This is a genomic window from Rhizobium sp. RM, from assembly GCF_013390595.1.
GTDB lineage: Bacteria > Pseudomonadota > Alphaproteobacteria > Rhizobiales > Rhizobiaceae > Agrobacterium.
In genome coordinates this window covers 344,440-362,358 of sequence record NZ_JACAWV010000008.1, presented here as the reverse complement: position 1 = coordinate 362,358, position 17,919 = coordinate 344,440, and the positions used below count along the sequence as shown (strand labels likewise).

The window sequence follows — 17,919 nt, the reverse complement described above, 5'->3', positions numbered from 1 at the left end:
ACGAGGCGCGCACCATTCAGACCTGCGTCGGTATGTTCTTCGCCGTCGCGCTGCTGGCTGGCCTCCTGATCTGGGGTGCGTGACATGAAGCAGAACAACGCACCAGGTCGCGCCAAGCTGCCAAACAACGTCGGGCTTCTGCAGTGCGCCAACACCGGCATGGGGCGCGTCCAGATCGCCGACTACTACGGCGTCAACGTCAAACAGGTGACCGCGCGCTTTACCCGTCTGAGGGTCAAAGTTCCGATGACCGGCAAGACCTACCGTGAGGCACGGTTCAACTTCGGAACGATCGTCATCCGAAAGCACGCAAGCAGCATCACCCTGCCGTGCCCGAAGATCTACGCATTGGCGTTGGAAAATCCCCATGGCTGAAACGACCGCGATCTCTTGGACCGACTACACCTGGTCGCCGTGGACCGGCTGCACACGCATCAGCCCCGCATGCGACGGATGTTATGCCGCGCAGCTCATGGACACGCGCATGCATCGCGCCGAGTGGGGCGCGCCGGGATATGGTGAAGGCACGCGTAGCCTCATGTCGGAAAGCTATTGGAAGAAGCCGCTTGGCTGGAACCGTAAGGCCGCGAAAGCTGACGCGCAGCGACCGCCTTTCGTGTTTCCGTCGCTTTGCGATCCGTTCGACAACTTCGTTCCTGCCGCGTGGCGGGAGCGCTTTTTCCGACTGATAGACGACACCCCGTTCCTGATCTGGTTGTTGCTAACCAAGCGCATTGGCAACGTGGAGAGAATGACCAACCCCGCACATGGCGGCACGGCACTGCCTCGCAACGTCGCCATTGGCGCGACCGTCTGCAATCAGCAGGAATGGCGTCGTGACTGGTCCAAGCTGGAGCTTGCGAAGGTCGCAACACGTCCGATTTTCACATTCGTCAGCTTTGAGCCTTTGCTGGGACCAATCCGTTTTGACCATTGCGTCCTGCCGGATTGGCTCATTACCGGCGGCGAAACCGACCAGGGCGCACACAAGGCCCGCCCTACCCATCCGGAATGGTTTCGGATGATCCGCGACGCCGCAGCCGACGCCGACCGACCGTTTCACCACAAGCAGAACGGCGAATGGGCGACCGGTATTTTTGAAGATCACGGCGACATGACGCTGTTCGAGCCTGACGAGCCGAGCGTGAAAGTTTCACTGCGCCGCAATCCCGATACGCACTGGTTCGACGAGAGCGAATGGCCGAGCGGTTGCGGCGCTGTCCGCGTCGGCAAGCGCAAATCAGGCCGCACCCTCGACGGCGTCGAGCACAACGCATTCCCCGAAATCGAAAGGGCAGCATGATGGGCATGAGAGACAGAGAGCGGCGCGAGCTGGCTTACAAAAAAGGCTTCAAGGCAGGAAAACTCGCAGCCGCGACGCCGTCGATCGACGAAGATTGGATCGCCGGTTTTGCGGAATGGAACCTTCGCACCTTCGGACCGGGAATGCGGACAGCCGGAACGCTCGATCACATTCGCAAGGAATGCCGTGAGATCGAGGCAAATCCGAACGACCCGAAAGAGTGGGTCGACATCATCCTCCTCGGCATCAACGGGCTTGTTCGCCAAGGACATACACCCGCTCAGATTATTGCCGAGATCCACGGCAAGCACGAGGTCAACGAGGCCCGCATCTGGCCCGATTGGCGCACGACCGATCCTGCGAGGGCAATCGAACACGATCGCTCCTCAGAATGCGGCAACGAAGCCCTTTAACCAATCACTGCGAAGGTTCGAGAAGATGGAAACCGTAAATTTCGTTGAAGTCGAAGCCAAGGCTCTTACGTCGGCGCTTAAATTGGCCAACGCGATCATTGAAGTCCGCAACACCATCCCCGTGTTGAACGACGTGCGCCTGACCTACAGCAACAAGGGACTGCTTGTCGAAGCGACCGATCTTGATCTGCACGCCATCATCAATGTTGACGACATAGACGGCGCAGGTAAATGGGCGCTTTGCGTCCCAGCTCGTCACCTCGCCGCGATCGCTGGCGCTGCTGGAACCGGTTGCGTTCGTATCGAGCCAACCAAATCGGATGAGACCAATCCGAAAACGGGCGCAACGAGCATCAAGCACAGCGCCATCATCACAGCCGGCGTCGCGTCTTACGAGATCCAGACAATCGACGCCGCTGATTTCCCGGTTATTCACGGTGATCGCGCAGGCATCGTCGAGAAATTCACCAACGGCCATTTCGCCCAGGCATTGAAGAAGGTCTCGGGCTGCATTTCGACCGAGGAGACACGATACTACCTCAACGGCGTCAACTGGGCGTCAACCGAAGATGGCAAGCGTATGGCCGCCACCGATGGACATCGCCTTGCGCTGTGCCGTTACGCCAAGAATGAAGACGGCGCACAGTTCTCCTACATCATCCCGCGCAAGACTGTGACGGTCATCTCGCAGTTTCTTGCTAATGCCGACATCGAGATCTTTTCCGTCGCCAAGGGCAACCAGATCGTCGACACGGTTCTCGACTTCAAGGCGCCAGGCATCACACTTCGCAGCAAGCTAATCGACGGAACGTACCCCGACATTGAGCGCGTTCTTCCCAAAAATCTCCAGCATGAAGTCGAGATCCGGACGGAATAAATGCTGTCAGCCATCCGACAGGCGACCGCCATCGGAGGCTGGCGAGGATCTGCTATCCGCCTTCACGGCATTGCAGGCAGACTTAACGTCGAGGTGAAAAACGCCGAGCTTGGAATGGCAAAGGTATCTACCTCGTCAGTCTGGCCAGACGGCCTCGACGAGATCGGCGTCAATTGCCGTTACATGGCCGACATGGTGAAGCGCTGCCAGGGATCGATCACCCTGAAACTCAGCGACAAAGGCCATCCGATTTCGCTCTCCGATCAAGATCCGGAAATGACCCGCCTTGTCATGCCGATGAGGGTTTGAGGTTGACGATGAGTGTCCAGAACTTTTGCCGCACATGCAGGAAAAAGACAGATCACGACAAGCGCGTCTACCCTATCAGGGTGGCGGGTTTACTTTTGGTACTTAAAAGTAAGGGAGTTCATGTAACACACAACTTCGATGGAACTCACGAGACTCTCTCGCTCGTCAGCATCATCGGTCACGAGTTTTATTTTGATGAAACGGTGGCTACCTCCGATGTGTGTCACGACGGCCTGCGCACCAGCAACTTCAACCAGGTACTCAAAGAGCTCTGCTCCGGCATCGCGACCGAGATCGATTTCCAAATCTTCAGCCAAAACAGTCCTCGCTATCAAGCTACTGAACAGTCATTCGCGGCATACTTCAGGCAGAATTACCCCGGACCAGACACGATCTTCTACATACCTGATTGGCATTCACCAAGGCTTTTTGAATCTGAGGTTGCAGCGATCCGAGAGGCCGCCGCGATGGAGGGGATCGGGCACTCCGTAAGTGACTCCCGGAAAGGCGGTGACGAGTGAACTTCGATGAAGCTAAATCCGCCTATCGTGAGGCACGCGATTTATTACCACTCGTGTCAGATGGATGGGAACGGGTTTACAATTCAGCGGAATCCCAAGCGGAAATCTGCCAGCGCGACCACATGACGGGCGAGATCTCGCCGATCGTCATCATCCGCCCCGCATGCCCATATCACGACGGCCAGCTCATCGAGAAATCGCTGACCTACATTCGCGCCATGGTGATGTTGATCGAGGCAGCGGCAACGAAGATCCACCGACTTGAAGCACAGCATCAGCCGGCGCGACAGGAGAAGAAAAAGGACCACGCCGCAGAGTGCGCCATGCTGTGCGGTAAGCAGGACTTCCGCCGCTATCTCATCCAGAACCACGCTCTGGCCGAAGCATCAGACGACGAACGCGTAAAAACCCGCGTCCGGAACATCCTCAACATCAATTCCCGCGCCGATCTCAACACGGATCCGGACGCCACGGCGAGGTGGAAAAAGCTTCGCGGGGATTTCTACGCATGGAAGGACGGAAGATGACAGCCCTTGAAGCCTCAAAGAAGAAACCCCGTCGACCAGCAGTCCGCACCAGCGACGTGAACGCAACGCTGGAAGCGCTCAAAAAGAACGGCCTGATACCCACTGCACTCGACACATTGCCAGACGGCACGTTTCGGTGGCATTTTACCCCTCCTGCTGCAGCAGATGAAGACGAACTAGACCGAGAGCTGGCGGAGTTTGACAAGAAGCATGGTTACAGTTGAACTCAAAGGCATCCACACCGTCAGGGTCAAAGGGAATGTTTACTACTATGCGTGGCGCGGTGGCCCAAGGCTCGACGGGGAGCCGGGAACGACGCGCTTCATGGCTTCCTACAATGAAGCCGTAGCCAATAGATTGGAGCCCGATAGCGGGCGCTTCCGATCAATCATCACGAACTACAAAGCGACCGAGTTTAAAAAGTTGGCCGACAGCACTAAGCGTGTTTGGAGTCCTTGGATCGACAAGATCACGGATCATTTCGGCAATCTGAGCATAACGCAGTTCAACAGATCCGAAAAAATCCGGCCTCGTATCAGGCAGTGGAGAGGCCAGTACAGCGAAACCCCGCGCGCAGCGGACACAGGCTTGCAGGTTCTGTCTCGCATCCTGTCGCACGGCGTCGACCCCATGGGCAAACTCAGCTCCAATCCTGCCGAGGGCATCAAACACCTATATAGTTCTGATCGTTCGGAGATTATCTGGACAGATGCCGACATCAACCAGGTGAAGGCGGGATGCTCATCAGACGAAGCGAGGTGGGTGATCGACCTCGCAGCCCATACCGGCTTGCGAATTGGCGACCTGCTCAAATTGTCATGGTCGCATATAGGGCCGGATGCCATCGTGATCTCGACCGGCAAGAGCAAGCACCGCAGGCAGGCTATCATTCCGCGCTACGACGCACTGAATGAGATCCTGGCCAAGATCCCAAAGAGATCTCCCATCGTTCTAACCAGCACGAAGAAGAAGCCGTGGAAACAAGACGGCTACAACACGGCGTTCTGGCGGGCAAAGGAAAAGGCGGAGATGCTCGACCACGATCTCCACTTTCATGATCTGCGAGGAACAGCTGCAACCAAGTTCTATACGGCAGGACTATCCATTCGCGTGATCGCCGAAATCATGGCTTGGAAAGAAGAAGAGGTTGAGAAGATTATTCGCCGTTACGTTGGCCGTCAGTCCGCCACGAAGGAAATGATCAGACTCCTGAATGCTCAAAAAAATAGTTAGAGATTATTTTCGTCACCCCGCACCTTTTCCAAGCTTTTCGCAATTTCATTGAGATTTCGTCTAATGACCTCAAAATGAGCGATCGCAACATCCAAATCAGACGCGGACATAAAGGTCGTAGTGACCCTATTAATCTCTTCCCAATTATCGCTTTTGGACACAGCCTTCCATGGCGTGCCGTCTTTCACGAGTGCACTGTCTGAAATTCGATAAATCTCGGTGACGAGCATATGCTCTGCCTTGATGACGCGAGTTTTTACCTTTTCTTTGAAAAATGTCTGAGCGGAAGCTAAATCGTCGAAGCCTTTAACGCCCACCGAAATTTCACGACCGATTTCATTTATCTCTTTGAAAAACTCATTGAGCGCCGGCCCGTTGACGCGCTCGAAGCTGGCCGCACGGTTGTTGGCTTTTGTACCCTTCAGCGCTTGTGATGTACGCCTGAAGTTCAGGCAACTGAAACCGAACGTCACCCCCAAGCCGCCGATTGTCAGTTTGTCTTTGAGCTCCAGCTCCCAAAACCCGACCGCTAGAGTCTTAACATATTCTCCAGCGATCACGATCCAAGACCAAAAGGTCTCCAGCCATGACCACAAGTCTGCTTGGGTCAATGAGAGACTGCCGATGAACGATCCATCAGCGCACGTGACAGGCCAGTATCGATTTGAAGAAGCATGTCTTCAGGCCAGCCTCTGAAGAGATAATGCTGGTAAAACCGCTCCTTGTTGCCAAACTTCAGCGCACTCTTCCCAAAGAAGCCTTGCACAAAAGACGGAGCAATGGTGTCCAAGTCCTCAGGCAGGACGAGTTCGACCGGTTCGACATCATCGTCCAATGCATCAAGATTAAAGTGCCCACGGGCGCGCTTGCCGTACTCGAATCCCAAGAGAACAGCAACTTCACCTTTTGTAAGCCTCTGAAGATCAACCTTTGTCATCGTTTGATCCATTCTTTGCATCTTTCAACTTCTCTACCAGATGTGGGTCAAGATTGAACCCAAGCGTAACCAGTGTACCCTGCAGCCTTCCAGGAAGCGAATAAACGTGTCGAACATCGGGCGGTTCCGATTTTACGTTCATTTCGTTAAACCATAGTTCACGCGGTACTACCGAACTCACCTCCGTCATACCCGCAGGAGTAAAACGTTTGGCCCTAGAATAGCGTCCTGAAGCTTGCACGTAGGTGTTGCCGCTTACGATTGCGAGCTTTGGACTGTCCTTAGGATCAGCAAGTAGCGCTAGTCCAGCAAAAAAATCAAGTATGTCTGCGAGGCCGGTTCCACCAAGCGACTTATTTCCTACCACATTGAGCTTTTCTGGAAGCCTTGTCACCCCATCCCTTAGTGCATAAACGGTCCTAAGATTTTCCTCCGTAAGGCCGGGGGCACTCTTATGCAGATCGACATATTCAGTCATTCCCTTGCTAATCCCTGCCGGCGCCTTGGCAAGGCCGTCAGCAATTGTCTGGCCCATACTTAAAAAGCTCAGGTTGAAGCGAAAAATATCTCCATCCTCGCCCTCTCTACGCTCAAGAAATCCACAAATGCTGTAACCACCCTTCTGGTCTGGCGAGGAATGCGCACCGGCGTTATCTAAAATCTCACCAATCAGTCCATGAAAATTCTGCCGTGCCTTCCGCGTAAGGGAAACTCGCGAGGTCTGCCGAAGAGATTGATCAATAAAGCGGACAACCAGCGTAGCTACGATCGCAGACGTCTGCGGTTCTACGCCCTTGGACGTAGGGCGCCCGCTACGGTTTTGACGTCTGAAGGGAAAGGGGAAAATATCAATGTTGCGCTCTGACGCTGTGAGCGGCTTCCATCCCATCACCTTCCTCAGGCCAACAGCCTCAAACATTTGAGCGACCATCGGCTGAATCTGCCCACCGTTGAAGACGGGACAAAGGTGAGGCCAGATTTCTTCAAGAAGTAACATCGCCCCGACGTCTAGGCAATTCTGATCCTTGAAATTCAAGCTGACGTTTATTCCCTCTAGCTCAGCCCTGGCGATCTCCGCGAAGGCTTCCATAGTCGCAATAGGATTATCTAGAAAGGAAAAGTGGGTCAGATCGACGTCAATCACCTTGGTCCTAGACAGGATCGGAACCCATCTCATGAGCCGGTCAGGACAGAGTGAACCGAGGCTGTCGTTTACCCTCGGTTTTGCTATCAAAAGCTCCTTAGGCAGATTTCTCGGCAAAGGTCTCTGGAGAGACTTGAGAACCTTTCTCCTTTTCTGAGCGGCAAATCGAGTCCGGTTGAATTTTGCCGAAACGCCGCTTTTTTTTGCAAACCGATGCGGGCTTCGATATCGCAACTCCAATCGCAGTAACGCGCGCTGAAGGAGCGACGCTTCTTGCTTCGTGTATCCCGCTCTTTCCCACCAGTCCGGCACACTGCACCCCATCTGTATATTTGCAGCATCGCGAAGGACTAGCTGATCAGCTCACCTGTATAGGTTATGTCTCGTCAGTCATTCAACCTGAATGCGCAGATTATGACGAAAGAATAACACCAAGGTGCGCGCGGGTTCACGGTCAGCAAAACAGGCAGCGAATTGCTTCGCACGAAACGCGAACACTGGTTGTAAAACTAGCTGTAAAACTCACGGTTTGTTCTGAGGGCCAAAAACAGCGGAAAGCCCTGAGAAATAAGCTGGAGCGGGTGAAGGGAATCGAACCCTCGTATTCAGCTTGGGAAGCTGCTGCTCTACCATTGAGCTACACCCGCCTGCTGCACAACAATTCCGACAGTTCGTAAAAACTGTCAAGCGGTACTGGATCTATTTAGGCGGCCCGGAAATGCTTGGAGAGCTTCAGGCCCTGTGCCTGATAGTTCGAGCCGAGGCCGGAACCGTAGAGGCCTTCCGGCTTCTCCAGCATATGTTCATAGACAAGGCGTCCAACAATCTGGCCATGTTCAAGAATGAACGGGACTTCATGGCTGCGCACTTCCAGAACGGCGCGGCTACCCGTGCCGCCCGCCTGTGCATGACCAAAGCCCGGATCGAAGAAGCCGGCATAGTGAACGCGGAATTCGCCGACCAGGGGATCGAACGGTGTCATTTCTGCCGCGAAAAGCGGCGGCACATGCACTGCTTCGCGTGACACGAGAATGTAGAATTCATCGGGGTCAAGGATCAGTTCGGCACGGCCACGTGCATAAAGCGGCTCCCAGAAATCCAGAACGTCGTGCTGGGCTTTCTTGTCGACATCGATAACCGCGGTATGGTGTTTGCCGCGATAACCGATCAGGCCATCATCCCCGAAACCTTTGAGGTCGATGGAAAGCGCGATACCGCCACCCGTAACATTCGGGGTTTCACTGGCAACCAGCGTTTCTGCGGCATGAAGGCCGAGCAATTCGCTTTCGTTGAGCAGGGACTGCCCCATGCGGAAGCGGATCTGCGACAGGCGCGAACCGCGGCGCACGACGATCGGGAACGTGCGCGGGCTGATTTCGAGGTAGAGAGGGCCAGTGTAGCCAGCCGGGATCTTGTCGAATTCCTGCGCATTGTCGGTGATGACGCGCGTGAAGATATCGAGACGGCCTGTCGAACTTTTCGGATTGGCCGATGCCGACATGTCGGCAGGCAAAGCGAGGCTCTCCATCAGGGGAACGATATAGACGCAGCCGGTTTCCAGTACCGCCCCCTCACTGAGGTCGACTTCGTGCAATCTCAGGCGATTAAGCTTGTCGAGTACCGGTGTGCCGGGGCCAGGCATGAAGCTGGCGCGAACGCGATAAGCCTTCGAACCCAATCTGAGATCGAGACTGGCAGGCTGCACCTGATCGGCATCCAGAGGCGCTTCGCTTTTCAGCTTACCGCTGGCAAACAATGCCTTGATTGCGCCATCTGCCAGTATGCCTGTCGTTCTCGTCATTTTCATCATCCCTTTTGTGGCGACAAAACCAAAAGGAAAGCATTGACGCAAGCCAGTAACGGCAGTAAGGCAAGCTTATCCCGTGGTGATTTGGCCGGTCGGCTTGCAGCCACGTTAAACAAGTGGCTAAAAAGACCGGGTGCTTGTAACCGGTCTGCTTTTGCGGCCGGTTTTTTTGTTTTGAAGGTGATCACATGAGCAATAAATGGCGCCCGGCAACCCAACTGGTTCACGGCGGTACGCTACGCTCCCCGTACGGTGAGACGTCTGAGGCGATCTATCTGACGCAGGGTTTCGTCTATGAAAACTCCGAGGCTGCGGAAGCACGCTTCAAGGGTGAGACTGACGGCTTCATCTACGCACGTTACGCAAGCCCGACCAACGACATGTTCGAAAAGCGCATGTGCCTGCTGGAAGGTGCCGAAGACGCCCGCGCGCTTGCCTCCGGCATGGCTGCCGTCACCGCAGCAATCATGTGCCAGCTTCGCGCCGGCGATCATATCGTTGCAGCGCGCGCACTGTTTGGTTCGTGCCGCTGGGTGGTGGAAACACTTGCCCCGAAATACGGCATCGAGTGCACCCTGATCGACGGCCGCGATCTGGCCAACTGGGAACAGGCGATCCAGCCGAACACCAAGCTGTTCTTCCTCGAAAGCCCGACCAACCCGACACTTGAGGTGGTCGACATCGCCGGTGTTGCCAAGCTTGCCAACCAGATTGGCGCGAAGGTTGTCGTCGACAACGTATTTGCCACACCGCTTTTCCAGAAGCCGCTGGAACTCGGCGCACATATCGTTGTCTATTCCGCGACGAAGCACATTGACGGCCAGGGCCGCTGCCTCGGCGGCGTCATCCTTTCCGACAAGAAGTGGATCGAAGAGGAACTGCAGGATTACTTCCGCCATACAGGCCCGGCGATGTCGCCGTTTAACGCCTGGACGCTGCTGAAGGGTATCGAAACCCTGCCGCTGCGCGTACGCCAACAGACGGCGAACGCAGGCAAGATCGCCGATTTCCTGGCTGGCAACAGCAAGGTTGCGAAGGTCATCTATCCAGGCCGTGCCGATCACCCGCAAGCTGACATCATTGCAAAGCAGATGACCGGCGGCTCGACGCTGGTGGCGTTTGAACTGAAGGGCGGCAAGGATGCGGCCTTCGCACTGCAGAACGCGCTGGAGGTCGTCAAGATTTCCAACAATCTCGGCGATGCAAAGAGCCTGATCACGCATCCGGGCACAACGACGCACAAGAACCTGACCGACGAGGCGCGCGCTGAACTCGGCATTTCCGGCGGCACGCTGCGTCTTTCTTGCGGCATCGAGGACACCGACGATCTGCTGGAAGACTTCGCGAAAGCTCTCGAAGCGGTCTCCGCTTAAGCTCCTGCCCTGGCCCGGCGACAACGTCAGGCCAGGGTCCACATATTGGGTTTCAGATTTTAACTGCCTGGTTCGGGCAACCGAAATTTACCTTTATCGTTATCCCTAATGGACGAAACCCGAGCGGCTGGAGCCCCAAGACCTCCGCAAGTCGTTCATTTTCTTGACGATAAGCAGCTCCTATAGTGTAGAATGCAGGCACAAGGCATAATATTCGAGGTGGCGCGTATGTACCGTGCTCTGACAAGGGACATCGAGGTGACGGTTGATCCGTATTATCTCGAAGAACAATCCGATCCGGATGACGACCGCTATGTTTGGGGTTACAAAGTCGTGATCTCCAACAACTCAGACCTGTCAGTGACGCTCGTGAACCGATACTGGCACATTACCGATCAGAATGGACAGGTGGATGAGGTCTACGGACCTGGCGTCGTTGGTGAAAAGCCGCATCTGAAACCGGGCGACACCTACGAATATTCATCCGGTTGTCCGCTGGACACACCATCGGGACTGATGTTTGGCCATTATGAAATGGAAGCAGACAGCGGCGAAGTGTTCACTGTAACGATACCTGCGTTTTCGCTGGATTCGCCAGGACTTCTGCGTGTGCTGAACTAAGATTTGAAAAAGGCCGCACCAGAGGACCGGTGCGGCTTCGCTGTTTTTGTCAGGCGTTCTCGAGTTCGCTGACGTCGTACCGATAGGTGGTGGAGCAGAACTCGCAGGTCACGGCAATCGCACCGTCTTCCTGGCTTACCTCAATCTCCTCGGCCGTAAAGCCGCTCAACACGCCCTTGATCTTTTCGCGAGAACAATTGCAGCGATCGACGACCGATTGCGGTTCGTAGATGCGCACGCCGCGCTCATGGAAAAGACGATACAACAGTCGCTCAACCGGCACCTGCGGGTCGGTGAGTTCGTCGGTGTCCACCGTATCCAGCAAGGTCACCGCTTCCGTCCATGCATCGTCTTCGACATGACCATGACCGTTCTCGTCGCCATCACCGCCATGAAGATCACGCGAACGGAGCCGTTCCGGGGCCTGCGGCAGGAACTGGGCAATCACGCCCCCTGCCCGCCATCCGTGGCGTGGCTTGCCGTTGGCATCACGGTCAAAGAACTCCGCCACACCGAGCCGCACCCGTGTGGGAAGCTGTTCCGACTGACGGAAGTAGACACCGGCAATCTCTTCAAGCGACGAACCGTCGAGCGGCACGATACCCTGATAAGGCTGCATGCCCGCGCCCTGATCGATGGTGAAGGCCAGAATGCCCGTTCCCAGCAACTGCTCCGGCGAGGTTGCGCCAGCAGCCGTAGCTTCGGCCAGCCGCTCATCATCAAACCGCGCATAGGCGCGCATGCTCTCAGGCGCAGAGAAATCCGCGACAAGCAGATCGACGGGGCCATCACCCTTCGTCTGAACCGTCAGCTTGCCGGAAAACTTCAGCGAGGTGCCGATCAAAGCCGTCAGGACCGTTGCCTCTGCCAACAAGCGGGCAACCGGCTCGGGGTAATTATGGCGCTCAAGAATAGCATTCAGCAGCGGCCCAACCTGAACGGCGCGACCGCGCACGTCCAGACCTTCGACCTGAAACGGCACGACCTTATCGTCGCCGGCAAAATCGAGATCATCCAGTTCAACTGTTGCGTCTGCCATATCCATACTCCTTGGCGCAGCCAAATGCGCCGCAACCGGACAATGCCCGGCGTTCCGACTTTCGTTTTTTTGCTTGTCGCACACGTTGCCGGAGAGAGAAACCACTGCCAGACAAAATCGTGCAAAACGTGACGATGGCCCGCCAGGTAATTTCCGGCGAGCCCTTTGAAGTCCCTCAGATGGTTATAGGCGCAGCAAAGTTCAAGAACCTGCTGCGATACCGCATGCAAGCGGTGCGGAGAACGTCAGATGACGCCCATGCACCATGCAATGACGGACTTCTGCGCATGCAGGCGGTTTTCGGCTTCATCGAAAACGACCGATTGCGATCCGTCGATGACTGCGTCGGTCACTTCCTCACCACGGTGAGCCGGCAGGCAATGCATGAAGACTGCATCCTTGTCGGCCTTCGCCATCAGGGCTTCATTGACCTGATAGGGCTGGAAGATGTTGTGGCCGCGCGCCTTGTGTTCCTGGTTCATCGAGACCCAGGTATCGGTGACCACGCAATCCGCACCGGCAACGGCCTTGTCGGCATCGTGGCAGAGCATGATGTCACCACCATTGTTGCGGGCCCAGTTCAGGAACTTGTCGTGTGGCTCAGAGCCCATCGGCACGGCCATGTTCATCCGGTAGCCAAAGCGTGCGGAGCCTTCCACGAAGGAATGCAGCACATTGTTGCCGTCGCCTGTCCAGGCAATCGTCTTGCCCTTCACCGGACCACGATGTTCTTCGAACGTCAGGATATCGGCCATGATCTGGCAGGGATGGGTGTCATCTGTGAGGCCGTTGATGACAGGAACGGTTGCGTGTTCAGCAAGTTCGAGCAGGCGGGTGTGATCCGTGGTGCGGATCATGATCGCGTCCACATAACGCGACAACACCTTGGCAGTGTCGCCGATGGTCTCGGCGCGGCCAAGCTGCATCTCTGTACCGGAGAGGAAAAGCGTTTCGCCACCGAGCTGGCGCATGCCTACGTCAAAGGAAACACGGGTTCGGGTAGAGGGCTTTTCGAAAATCATCGCCAGCATTTTGCCGGCAAGCGGCTTTTCTGCCGTACCGTTTTTCGTGGCGATCTTGCGCACCCGCGCATCGTCGAGAATTGTCCGCAAATCCTCTGAGCCGACGGCAGAGAGGTCGAGAAAATGTTTTGGTGAAGCCATGCTACCCTGTCCCAATGCTTGCGGACCTGTCAAAGCAGGTCCGCCTTAACCCTTGTCAGGCGATCTTCGCCTGCTTTGCCGCTGTCAGAGAGGCGGCAGCCGTTTCGATACGCGAAAGACCCTCTCGCGCTTCTTCCGCCGTGGTAACAAGCGGCGGCAGAAGGCGCACCACGTTGTCGCCCGCAGGCACGCCGAGCAGATGCTCTGCTCGCATCGCCTGCAGCAATTCGCCTGATGGTACGCGCGCCTTGATGCCGAGAAGCAAACCTTCGCCACGGATTTCCTCGATCACGTCGGGGAAGCGATCCTTGAGCGAAGCAAGCCCCTGACGGAACACCAGCGCGACATCACGCACGCGTTCAAGGAAGCCGTCTGCAAGAACAACGTCCAGTACAGCATTGCCGACGGCCATGGCGAGCGGATTGCCGCCATAGGTCGTGCCGTGCACGCCTGCGGTCATGCCGGAAGCCGCATCAGCCGTCGCAAGGCAAGCGCCGAGCGGGAAGCCGCCCCCAATACCCTTTGCAACAGCCATGATGTCAGGCGCAACGCCAGTCCACTCGTAGGCAAACAGTTTGCCGGTACGTCCAACACCCGTCTGAACCTCATCAAAGATCAGAAGCATGCCGTGTTCGTTGCACAGATCACGAAGCGTCTGCAGGAGTTCCTTGCTGGGCGCGCGAATGCCGCCCTCGCCCTGGATCGGTTCGATCAGCAAGGCTGCCGTCTCATTGGTGATAACGGCTTTCAAGGCCTCGAGATCACCGAACGGTACCTGATTGAAACCTTCAACCTTGGGGCCGAAACCTTCGAGATATTTCTGCTGCCCGCCTGCAGCGATTGTTGCCAGCGTACGGCCGTGGAACGCACCCTCAAAGGTGACGATGCGGAACTTTTCCGGGTGGCCCTTGGAGTAGTGATAACGGCGTGCAGTCTTGATGGCACATTCCAGCGCTTCGGCACCGGAGTTGGTGAAGAACACCTTGTCAGCAAATGTTGCTTCGGTCAGGCGCTTTGCGAGCTTTTCCTGTCCCGGCACTTCATAAAGGTTGGAAACGTGCCAGACCTTTTCAGCCTGCGTCTTGATAGCCTCGACGAGATGCGGATGGGCATGCCCCAAGGAATTGACAGCAACACCGGCCGCAAAATCGAGATATCGCTCGCCGCTTTCCGTGAACAGCCAGACGCCCTCACCGCGTTCGAAACGCAGCGGCGCTCTTGAAAACGTATCAAACAATGGCGCGTTGGCGTCGGCCATGGCTGCATCACTCCTTGCGCAAATGCGCTTTCATATCGTTGTCAATAGGTGGACAAGGTTATGCCTTGCCTGAAAATCAAAAATGCCGCCTTGCGGCGGCTGGGGCACTATTGTCACTTCAACTGCCGATGTCAACAAAAGTCCTCATTTTCCGGCGTTCCCAAGTCATAGTGGGAACACGTGACCGAACCACAAGGTGTTGCCTTTCGGACTCTCCTGAACAGCAAGTTGGGGAAAACCGGAAAATCGATTCCAGATGATTCCCGCGACTCTTGCCACGGAGTCAGCCTCACACTAGGTTAATCGTCAATTACTAGACTGCATTGCGGCGGAACTAGTCACCAAAAATCCGGCGGAATTGACACTCGGAGTGCGCTCGCGAGATGGAGAAGGATTCTGCCGAAATAGACGCGACGAGCGGAGAAGCGGCATGAACTGGACGGATGAACGAGTCGAAAAACTCAAGAAACTTTGGTCCGAGGGCCTCAGTGCCAGCCAGATAGCGGCACAGTTGGGTGGTGTAAGCCGTAACGCCGTTATCGGCAAGGTTCACCGTCTCAATCTCCCGGGCCGCGCCAAGGCTGGCGGAACCGTAACATCGGCGCGCTCTGCACCGAAGCGTACGGCACCAGCGGCACCTCGTACGGCAACCTACACCGCCCGCGTCAACACCACGCCGGTTCGGACCGTGGCACGCGCCAGCGTTGCGACAGCCCTTCACGAAGAGATGGATATCGAGACAGCTCAGGTGCTCGAATACGTTCCTTCGCGCGATATCGTTACGCCGGCCTCGCGCCGCCTGACGCTGACGGAATTGACCGAGCGCACCTGCAAGTGGCCGGTTGGCGATCCGCTGAAGGACGACTTCCATTTCTGTGGCTGCGAAGCCCTGGAATCTTCGCCCTACTGCAAGTTTCATGCGAAGCTCGCCTACCAGCCTGTCAGCGAACGCCGCAAGGCATAAGTGGAACAACACGGAATAAAAAAACGGGCCTTACGGCCCGTTTTTCGTTTCTGGTATGTGATGTTGGATTATGCCGCTTCCATGGAATAACCGGCGCCACGTACCGTGCGGATGACATCCTGCATGTTCGAAAAATTGAGCGCCTTGCGCAGACGGCCAACGTGGACGTCAACGGTCCGTTCGTCCACATAGATATCGTGACCCCAGACGCCATCCAGCAACTGCGAACGGGAGAAAACACGACCCGGCGATGTCATCAGGAATTCCAGAAGACGGAACTCGGTCGGTCCCAGGCGCACTTCACGCGTCTTGCGATGCACGCGGTGCGTTTCCCGATCCAGTTCGATGTCGCCGCATTTCAGGACTGACGACAAAACCTCTGGGCGGGCGCGACGCAGCATCGCCTTGACGCGTGCCATCAGTTCCGGCGTGGAGAAGGGTTTCACCACATAGTCATCCGCGCCTGTGGCGAGACCGCGAACGCGTTCGCTTTCTTCGCCACGCGCTGTCAGCATGATGATCGGCAAACGTTCGGTTTCCGCCCGCATCCTCAACCGGCGGCACAGTTCGATACCGGAGACGCCAGGCAACATCCAGTCCAGGATCAGGAGGTCGGGAACCCGCTCCTGCAATCTGATCTCGGCCTCATCGCCACGCGGTATCGTGTCGACGTCGTAACCCTCAGCCTCAAGATTGTAACGAAGCAGAACGCTCAGCGCCTCTTCATCTTCAACAACTGCAATCTTCGGTACCATACTGAACTCCGCAGGTCTGCCGGTCTGTTACTCGGTCACGGAACCGAGAGTGTTGGAACTATCGTCCTTCGGACGCTCACCTTCCGGCTGGCTGCCGGTGGTCATGTAGTAGATCGTCTCGGCGATATTGGTCGCATGGTCGCCGATACGTTCGATGTTCTTGGCGCAGAACAGAAGATGCGTGCAGGTCGTGATGTTGCGCGGATCTTCCATCATGTAGGTCAGCAGCTCGCGGAAGAGCGAGGTGTACATCGCGTCGATTTCTTCATCGCGTTCGCGGATGGCCTGCGCCTTCTCAGCCGAACGTGTCGAATAAACATCGAGAACTTCCTTGAGCTGCACGAGGGCAAGCTCGGAGAGATGTTCGAGGCCGCGAGCCAGCTTGCGTGGAACACCGGTTCCTGCAACGGCAATCACGCGCTTGGCGGTGTTTTTGCCGAGATCGCCGACGCGCTCAAGATCCGCCGCAATGCGCAGCGTACCGATGATTTCGCGCAGGTCGGCAGCCATTGGCTGACGCTTGGCGATGGTGACGATGGCCTTGTCGCCGATTTCACGCTCGGCGTGGTCAAGGATCGCGTCGTCGGAAATCACCTTCTGCGCCAATGCCGCATCGGAATTGACAAGGGCGCGAACGGCGTCCGCGCACATCTGCTCCGCCAGGCCGCCCATTTCGGCAATCCGGCGGCTGAGGAATTTCAACTCGTCGTCGTAAACCGACATGATATGCGAATGCGTCGTTGTCTGTGTCATGATCTCGTCCCTGGGCTTTGCCTTCCGTTTTCACCCGCCGATGGCGGGTGGCAGAACGGAGGCGCCAAACTTGTTCGGTTTCTCTGAGGCGCTGGGCGGACAATCAGCCGAAGCGGCCCATGATGTAGTCCTGCGTGCGCTGGTCATCCGGGTTGGTGAACATCTTGTCCGTTTCGTTCTCCTCGACCAGATGGCCAAGATGGAACATAGCGGTGCGCTGCGAGACGCGAGCGGCCTGCTGCATGGAGTGGGTCACGATCACGATCGTGAAGTTGGCACGCAGCTCATGGATCAGTTCCTCGACCTTGGCGGTAGCGATCGGGTCGAGGGCCGAGCAAGGCTCGTCCATGAGGATCACTTCCGGGGACACGGCAACTGCGCGTGCGATGCAAAGGCGCTGCTGCTGACCGCCGGACAGACCCGTACCGGATTCATGCAGACGATCCTTCACCTCATTCCACAGACCGGCCTTCTGCAGGCTGGACTCGATGATCTGGTCCATATCCGCCTTGTTACGGGCGAGGCCATGGATACGCGGACCGTAAGCAATGTTTTCGTAGATCGACTTCGGGAACGGGTTCGGCTTCTGGAACACCATGCCGACACGAGCACGCAGTTCCACCACGTCGATTGCCGGATCGTAGATATCATCCGTATCGAGCGTGATCTTGCCGGTGACCTTACAGCCATCGATCGTATCGTTCATGCGGTTCAGGGTGCGCAGGAAGGTGGATTTTCCGCAACCGGACGGACCAATAAGCGCAGTAACGGTATTTTCGCGGACATTCAGGTTCACGTCGTAAAGCGCACGCTTTTCGCCGTAGAAAACCGAAACGTCCTTGCCAATCATCTTGTACGAAACTTCATTCATTTTCTTGTCCAGCGCCTTTTCAACTGCTGCTTCCGACAACATGTTCATAGC

Annotated in this window: 22 protein-coding genes, 1 tRNA gene and 1 riboswitch; of the genes, 12 read left to right on the top strand and 11 right to left on the bottom strand. The window is 56.3% G+C overall.

What is annotated here, in order from left to right; genetic code table 11:
• Positions 1-84 precede the first annotated feature (84 nt).
• From HWX89_RS10670 to HWX89_RS10630, 9 genes are read left to right on the top strand one after another with little or no spacing between them, the layout of a single operon-like run.
• Positions 85-375: a hypothetical protein gene (locus tag HWX89_RS10670; RefSeq protein ID WP_138794461.1), complete on the top strand. Its 291-nt coding sequence runs from the start codon at positions 85-87 to the stop codon at positions 373-375.
• Positions 368-1,303, top strand: a complete 936-nt coding sequence (locus tag HWX89_RS10665) for a DUF5131 family protein (protein ID WP_138794460.1) — start codon at positions 368-370, stop codon at positions 1,301-1,303. The genes HWX89_RS10670 and HWX89_RS10665 overlap by 8 nt, the downstream gene beginning before the upstream one ends.
• Positions 1,300-1,716 (top strand): dATP/dGTP pyrophosphohydrolase domain-containing protein, encoded by a 417-nt coding sequence (locus HWX89_RS10660; protein ID WP_246705130.1) that lies wholly within the window; start codon positions 1,300-1,302, stop codon positions 1,714-1,716. The genes HWX89_RS10665 and HWX89_RS10660 overlap by 4 nt, the downstream gene beginning before the upstream one ends.
• A 25-nt stretch (positions 1,717-1,741) precedes the next feature.
• A complete protein-coding gene (dnaN, locus tag HWX89_RS10655) occupies positions 1,742-2,593 on the top strand; it encodes a DNA polymerase III subunit beta (RefSeq protein WP_138794458.1) in 852 nt (283 codons plus the stop codon).
• On the top strand, positions 2,594-2,902 hold the full coding sequence (locus HWX89_RS10650) for a hypothetical protein (protein WP_138794457.1): 309 nt from the start codon (positions 2,594-2,596) through the stop codon (positions 2,900-2,902).
• Between the two features lie 8 nt (positions 2,903-2,910).
• Complete coding sequence (locus HWX89_RS10645; RefSeq protein WP_138794456.1) at positions 2,911-3,423, top strand: hypothetical protein; 513 nt, start codon at positions 2,911-2,913, stop codon at positions 3,421-3,423.
• The gene (locus tag HWX89_RS10640; protein ID WP_138794455.1) at positions 3,420-3,950 is read left to right on the top strand and encodes a hypothetical protein; all 531 of its coding nucleotides are present in this window, start codon (positions 3,420-3,422) and stop codon (positions 3,948-3,950) included. The genes HWX89_RS10645 and HWX89_RS10640 overlap by 4 nt, the downstream gene beginning before the upstream one ends.
• On the top strand, positions 3,947-4,174 hold the full coding sequence (locus HWX89_RS10635) for a VOC family protein (protein WP_138794454.1): 228 nt from the start codon (positions 3,947-3,949) through the stop codon (positions 4,172-4,174). Before HWX89_RS10640 ends, HWX89_RS10635 begins: the two co-directional genes overlap by 4 nt.
• Positions 4,161-5,183, top strand: coding sequence for a tyrosine-type recombinase/integrase (locus tag HWX89_RS10630; protein ID WP_138794453.1), 1,023 nt, complete (start codon positions 4,161-4,163; stop codon positions 5,181-5,183). The genes HWX89_RS10635 and HWX89_RS10630 overlap by 14 nt, the downstream gene beginning before the upstream one ends.
• Here the strand turns inward: HWX89_RS10630 and HWX89_RS10625 are convergent.
• The 5 genes from HWX89_RS10625 to HWX89_RS10605 all read right to left on the bottom strand — a co-directional run bounded on the left by HWX89_RS10625 (position 5,180) and on the right by HWX89_RS10605 (position 9,065).
• A complete protein-coding gene (locus HWX89_RS10625) occupies positions 5,180-5,794 on the bottom strand; it encodes a hypothetical protein (protein ID WP_138794452.1) in 615 nt (204 codons plus the stop codon). The genes HWX89_RS10630 and HWX89_RS10625 overlap by 4 nt on opposite strands.
• Entirely contained in the window at positions 5,791-6,120 is a 330-nt protein-coding gene (locus tag HWX89_RS10620; RefSeq protein WP_138794451.1) for a hypothetical protein, read from the bottom strand. Before HWX89_RS10620 ends, HWX89_RS10625 begins: the two co-directional genes overlap by 4 nt.
• On the bottom strand, positions 6,107-7,264 hold the full coding sequence (locus HWX89_RS10615; protein WP_138794450.1) for a hypothetical protein: 1,158 nt from the start codon (positions 7,262-7,264) through the stop codon (positions 6,107-6,109). The genes HWX89_RS10620 and HWX89_RS10615 overlap by 14 nt, the downstream gene beginning before the upstream one ends.
• A gap of 573 nt (positions 7,265-7,837) precedes the next feature.
• Positions 7,838-7,911: transfer RNA gene (locus tag HWX89_RS10610), tRNA-Gly, on the bottom strand.
• 56 nt (positions 7,912-7,967) lie between these two features.
• A complete protein-coding gene (locus tag HWX89_RS10605; protein WP_138794449.1) occupies positions 7,968-9,065 on the bottom strand; it encodes a 2'-deoxycytidine 5'-triphosphate deaminase in 1,098 nt (365 codons plus the stop codon).
• Positions 9,066-9,137: 72 nt separating this feature from the next.
• A riboswitch (SAM riboswitch) is annotated at positions 9,138-9,216 on the top strand.
• 43 nt (positions 9,217-9,259) lie between these two features.
• Between HWX89_RS10605 and HWX89_RS10600 the strand changes: the two genes are divergently transcribed.
• Complete coding sequence (locus tag HWX89_RS10600) at positions 9,260-10,444, top strand: O-succinylhomoserine sulfhydrylase (protein WP_138794448.1); 1,185 nt, start codon at positions 9,260-9,262, stop codon at positions 10,442-10,444.
• A gap of 228 nt (positions 10,445-10,672) precedes the next feature.
• Positions 10,673-11,065 (top strand): Co2+/Mg2+ efflux facilitator ApaG/CorD, encoded by a 393-nt coding sequence (gene apaG / locus HWX89_RS10595; RefSeq protein ID WP_138794447.1) that lies wholly within the window; start codon positions 10,673-10,675, stop codon positions 11,063-11,065.
• A gap of 49 nt (positions 11,066-11,114) precedes the next feature.
• Here the strand turns inward: apaG and HWX89_RS10590 are convergent, their stop codons facing one another.
• The 3 genes from HWX89_RS10590 to HWX89_RS10580 all read right to left on the bottom strand — a co-directional run bounded on the left by HWX89_RS10590 (position 11,115) and on the right by HWX89_RS10580 (position 14,525).
• A complete protein-coding gene (locus tag HWX89_RS10590) occupies positions 11,115-12,104 on the bottom strand; it encodes an Hsp33 family molecular chaperone (protein WP_138794446.1) in 990 nt (329 codons plus the stop codon).
• 245 nt (positions 12,105-12,349) lie between these two features.
• Positions 12,350-13,267 carry an ornithine carbamoyltransferase gene (gene argF, locus HWX89_RS10585; RefSeq protein WP_138794445.1) on the bottom strand — a complete coding sequence of 306 codons (918 nt, stop codon included), beginning with the start codon at positions 13,265-13,267 and terminating at the stop codon, positions 12,350-12,352.
• A 55-nt stretch (positions 13,268-13,322) separates the two neighbouring features.
• On the bottom strand, positions 13,323-14,525 hold the full coding sequence (locus HWX89_RS10580) for an aspartate aminotransferase family protein (RefSeq protein WP_138794444.1): 1,203 nt from the start codon (positions 14,523-14,525) through the stop codon (positions 13,323-13,325).
• Between the two features lie 430 nt (positions 14,526-14,955).
• On the opposite strand from HWX89_RS10580, the gene HWX89_RS10575 reads away from it, so the two are divergent.
• Entirely contained in the window at positions 14,956-15,489 is a 534-nt protein-coding gene (locus HWX89_RS10575; RefSeq protein WP_138794443.1) for a GcrA family cell cycle regulator, read from the top strand.
• Between the two features lie 68 nt (positions 15,490-15,557).
• Here HWX89_RS10575 and phoB read toward each other — a convergent pair whose 3' ends face one another.
• The 3 genes from phoB to pstB form a co-directional block, all read right to left on the bottom strand.
• Complete coding sequence (gene phoB, locus HWX89_RS10570) at positions 15,558-16,244, bottom strand: phosphate regulon transcriptional regulator PhoB (protein WP_138794442.1); 687 nt, start codon at positions 16,242-16,244, stop codon at positions 15,558-15,560.
• 27 nt (positions 16,245-16,271) lie between these two features.
• Positions 16,272-16,997, bottom strand: a complete 726-nt coding sequence (gene phoU / locus HWX89_RS10565) for a phosphate signaling complex protein PhoU (RefSeq protein ID WP_138794441.1) — start codon at positions 16,995-16,997, stop codon at positions 16,272-16,274.
• 103 nt (positions 16,998-17,100) lie between these two features.
• Positions 17,101-17,916: a phosphate ABC transporter ATP-binding protein PstB gene (gene pstB, locus HWX89_RS10560; RefSeq protein WP_138794440.1), complete on the bottom strand. Its 816-nt coding sequence runs from the start codon at positions 17,914-17,916 to the stop codon at positions 17,101-17,103.
• Positions 17,917-17,919 lie beyond the last annotated feature (3 nt).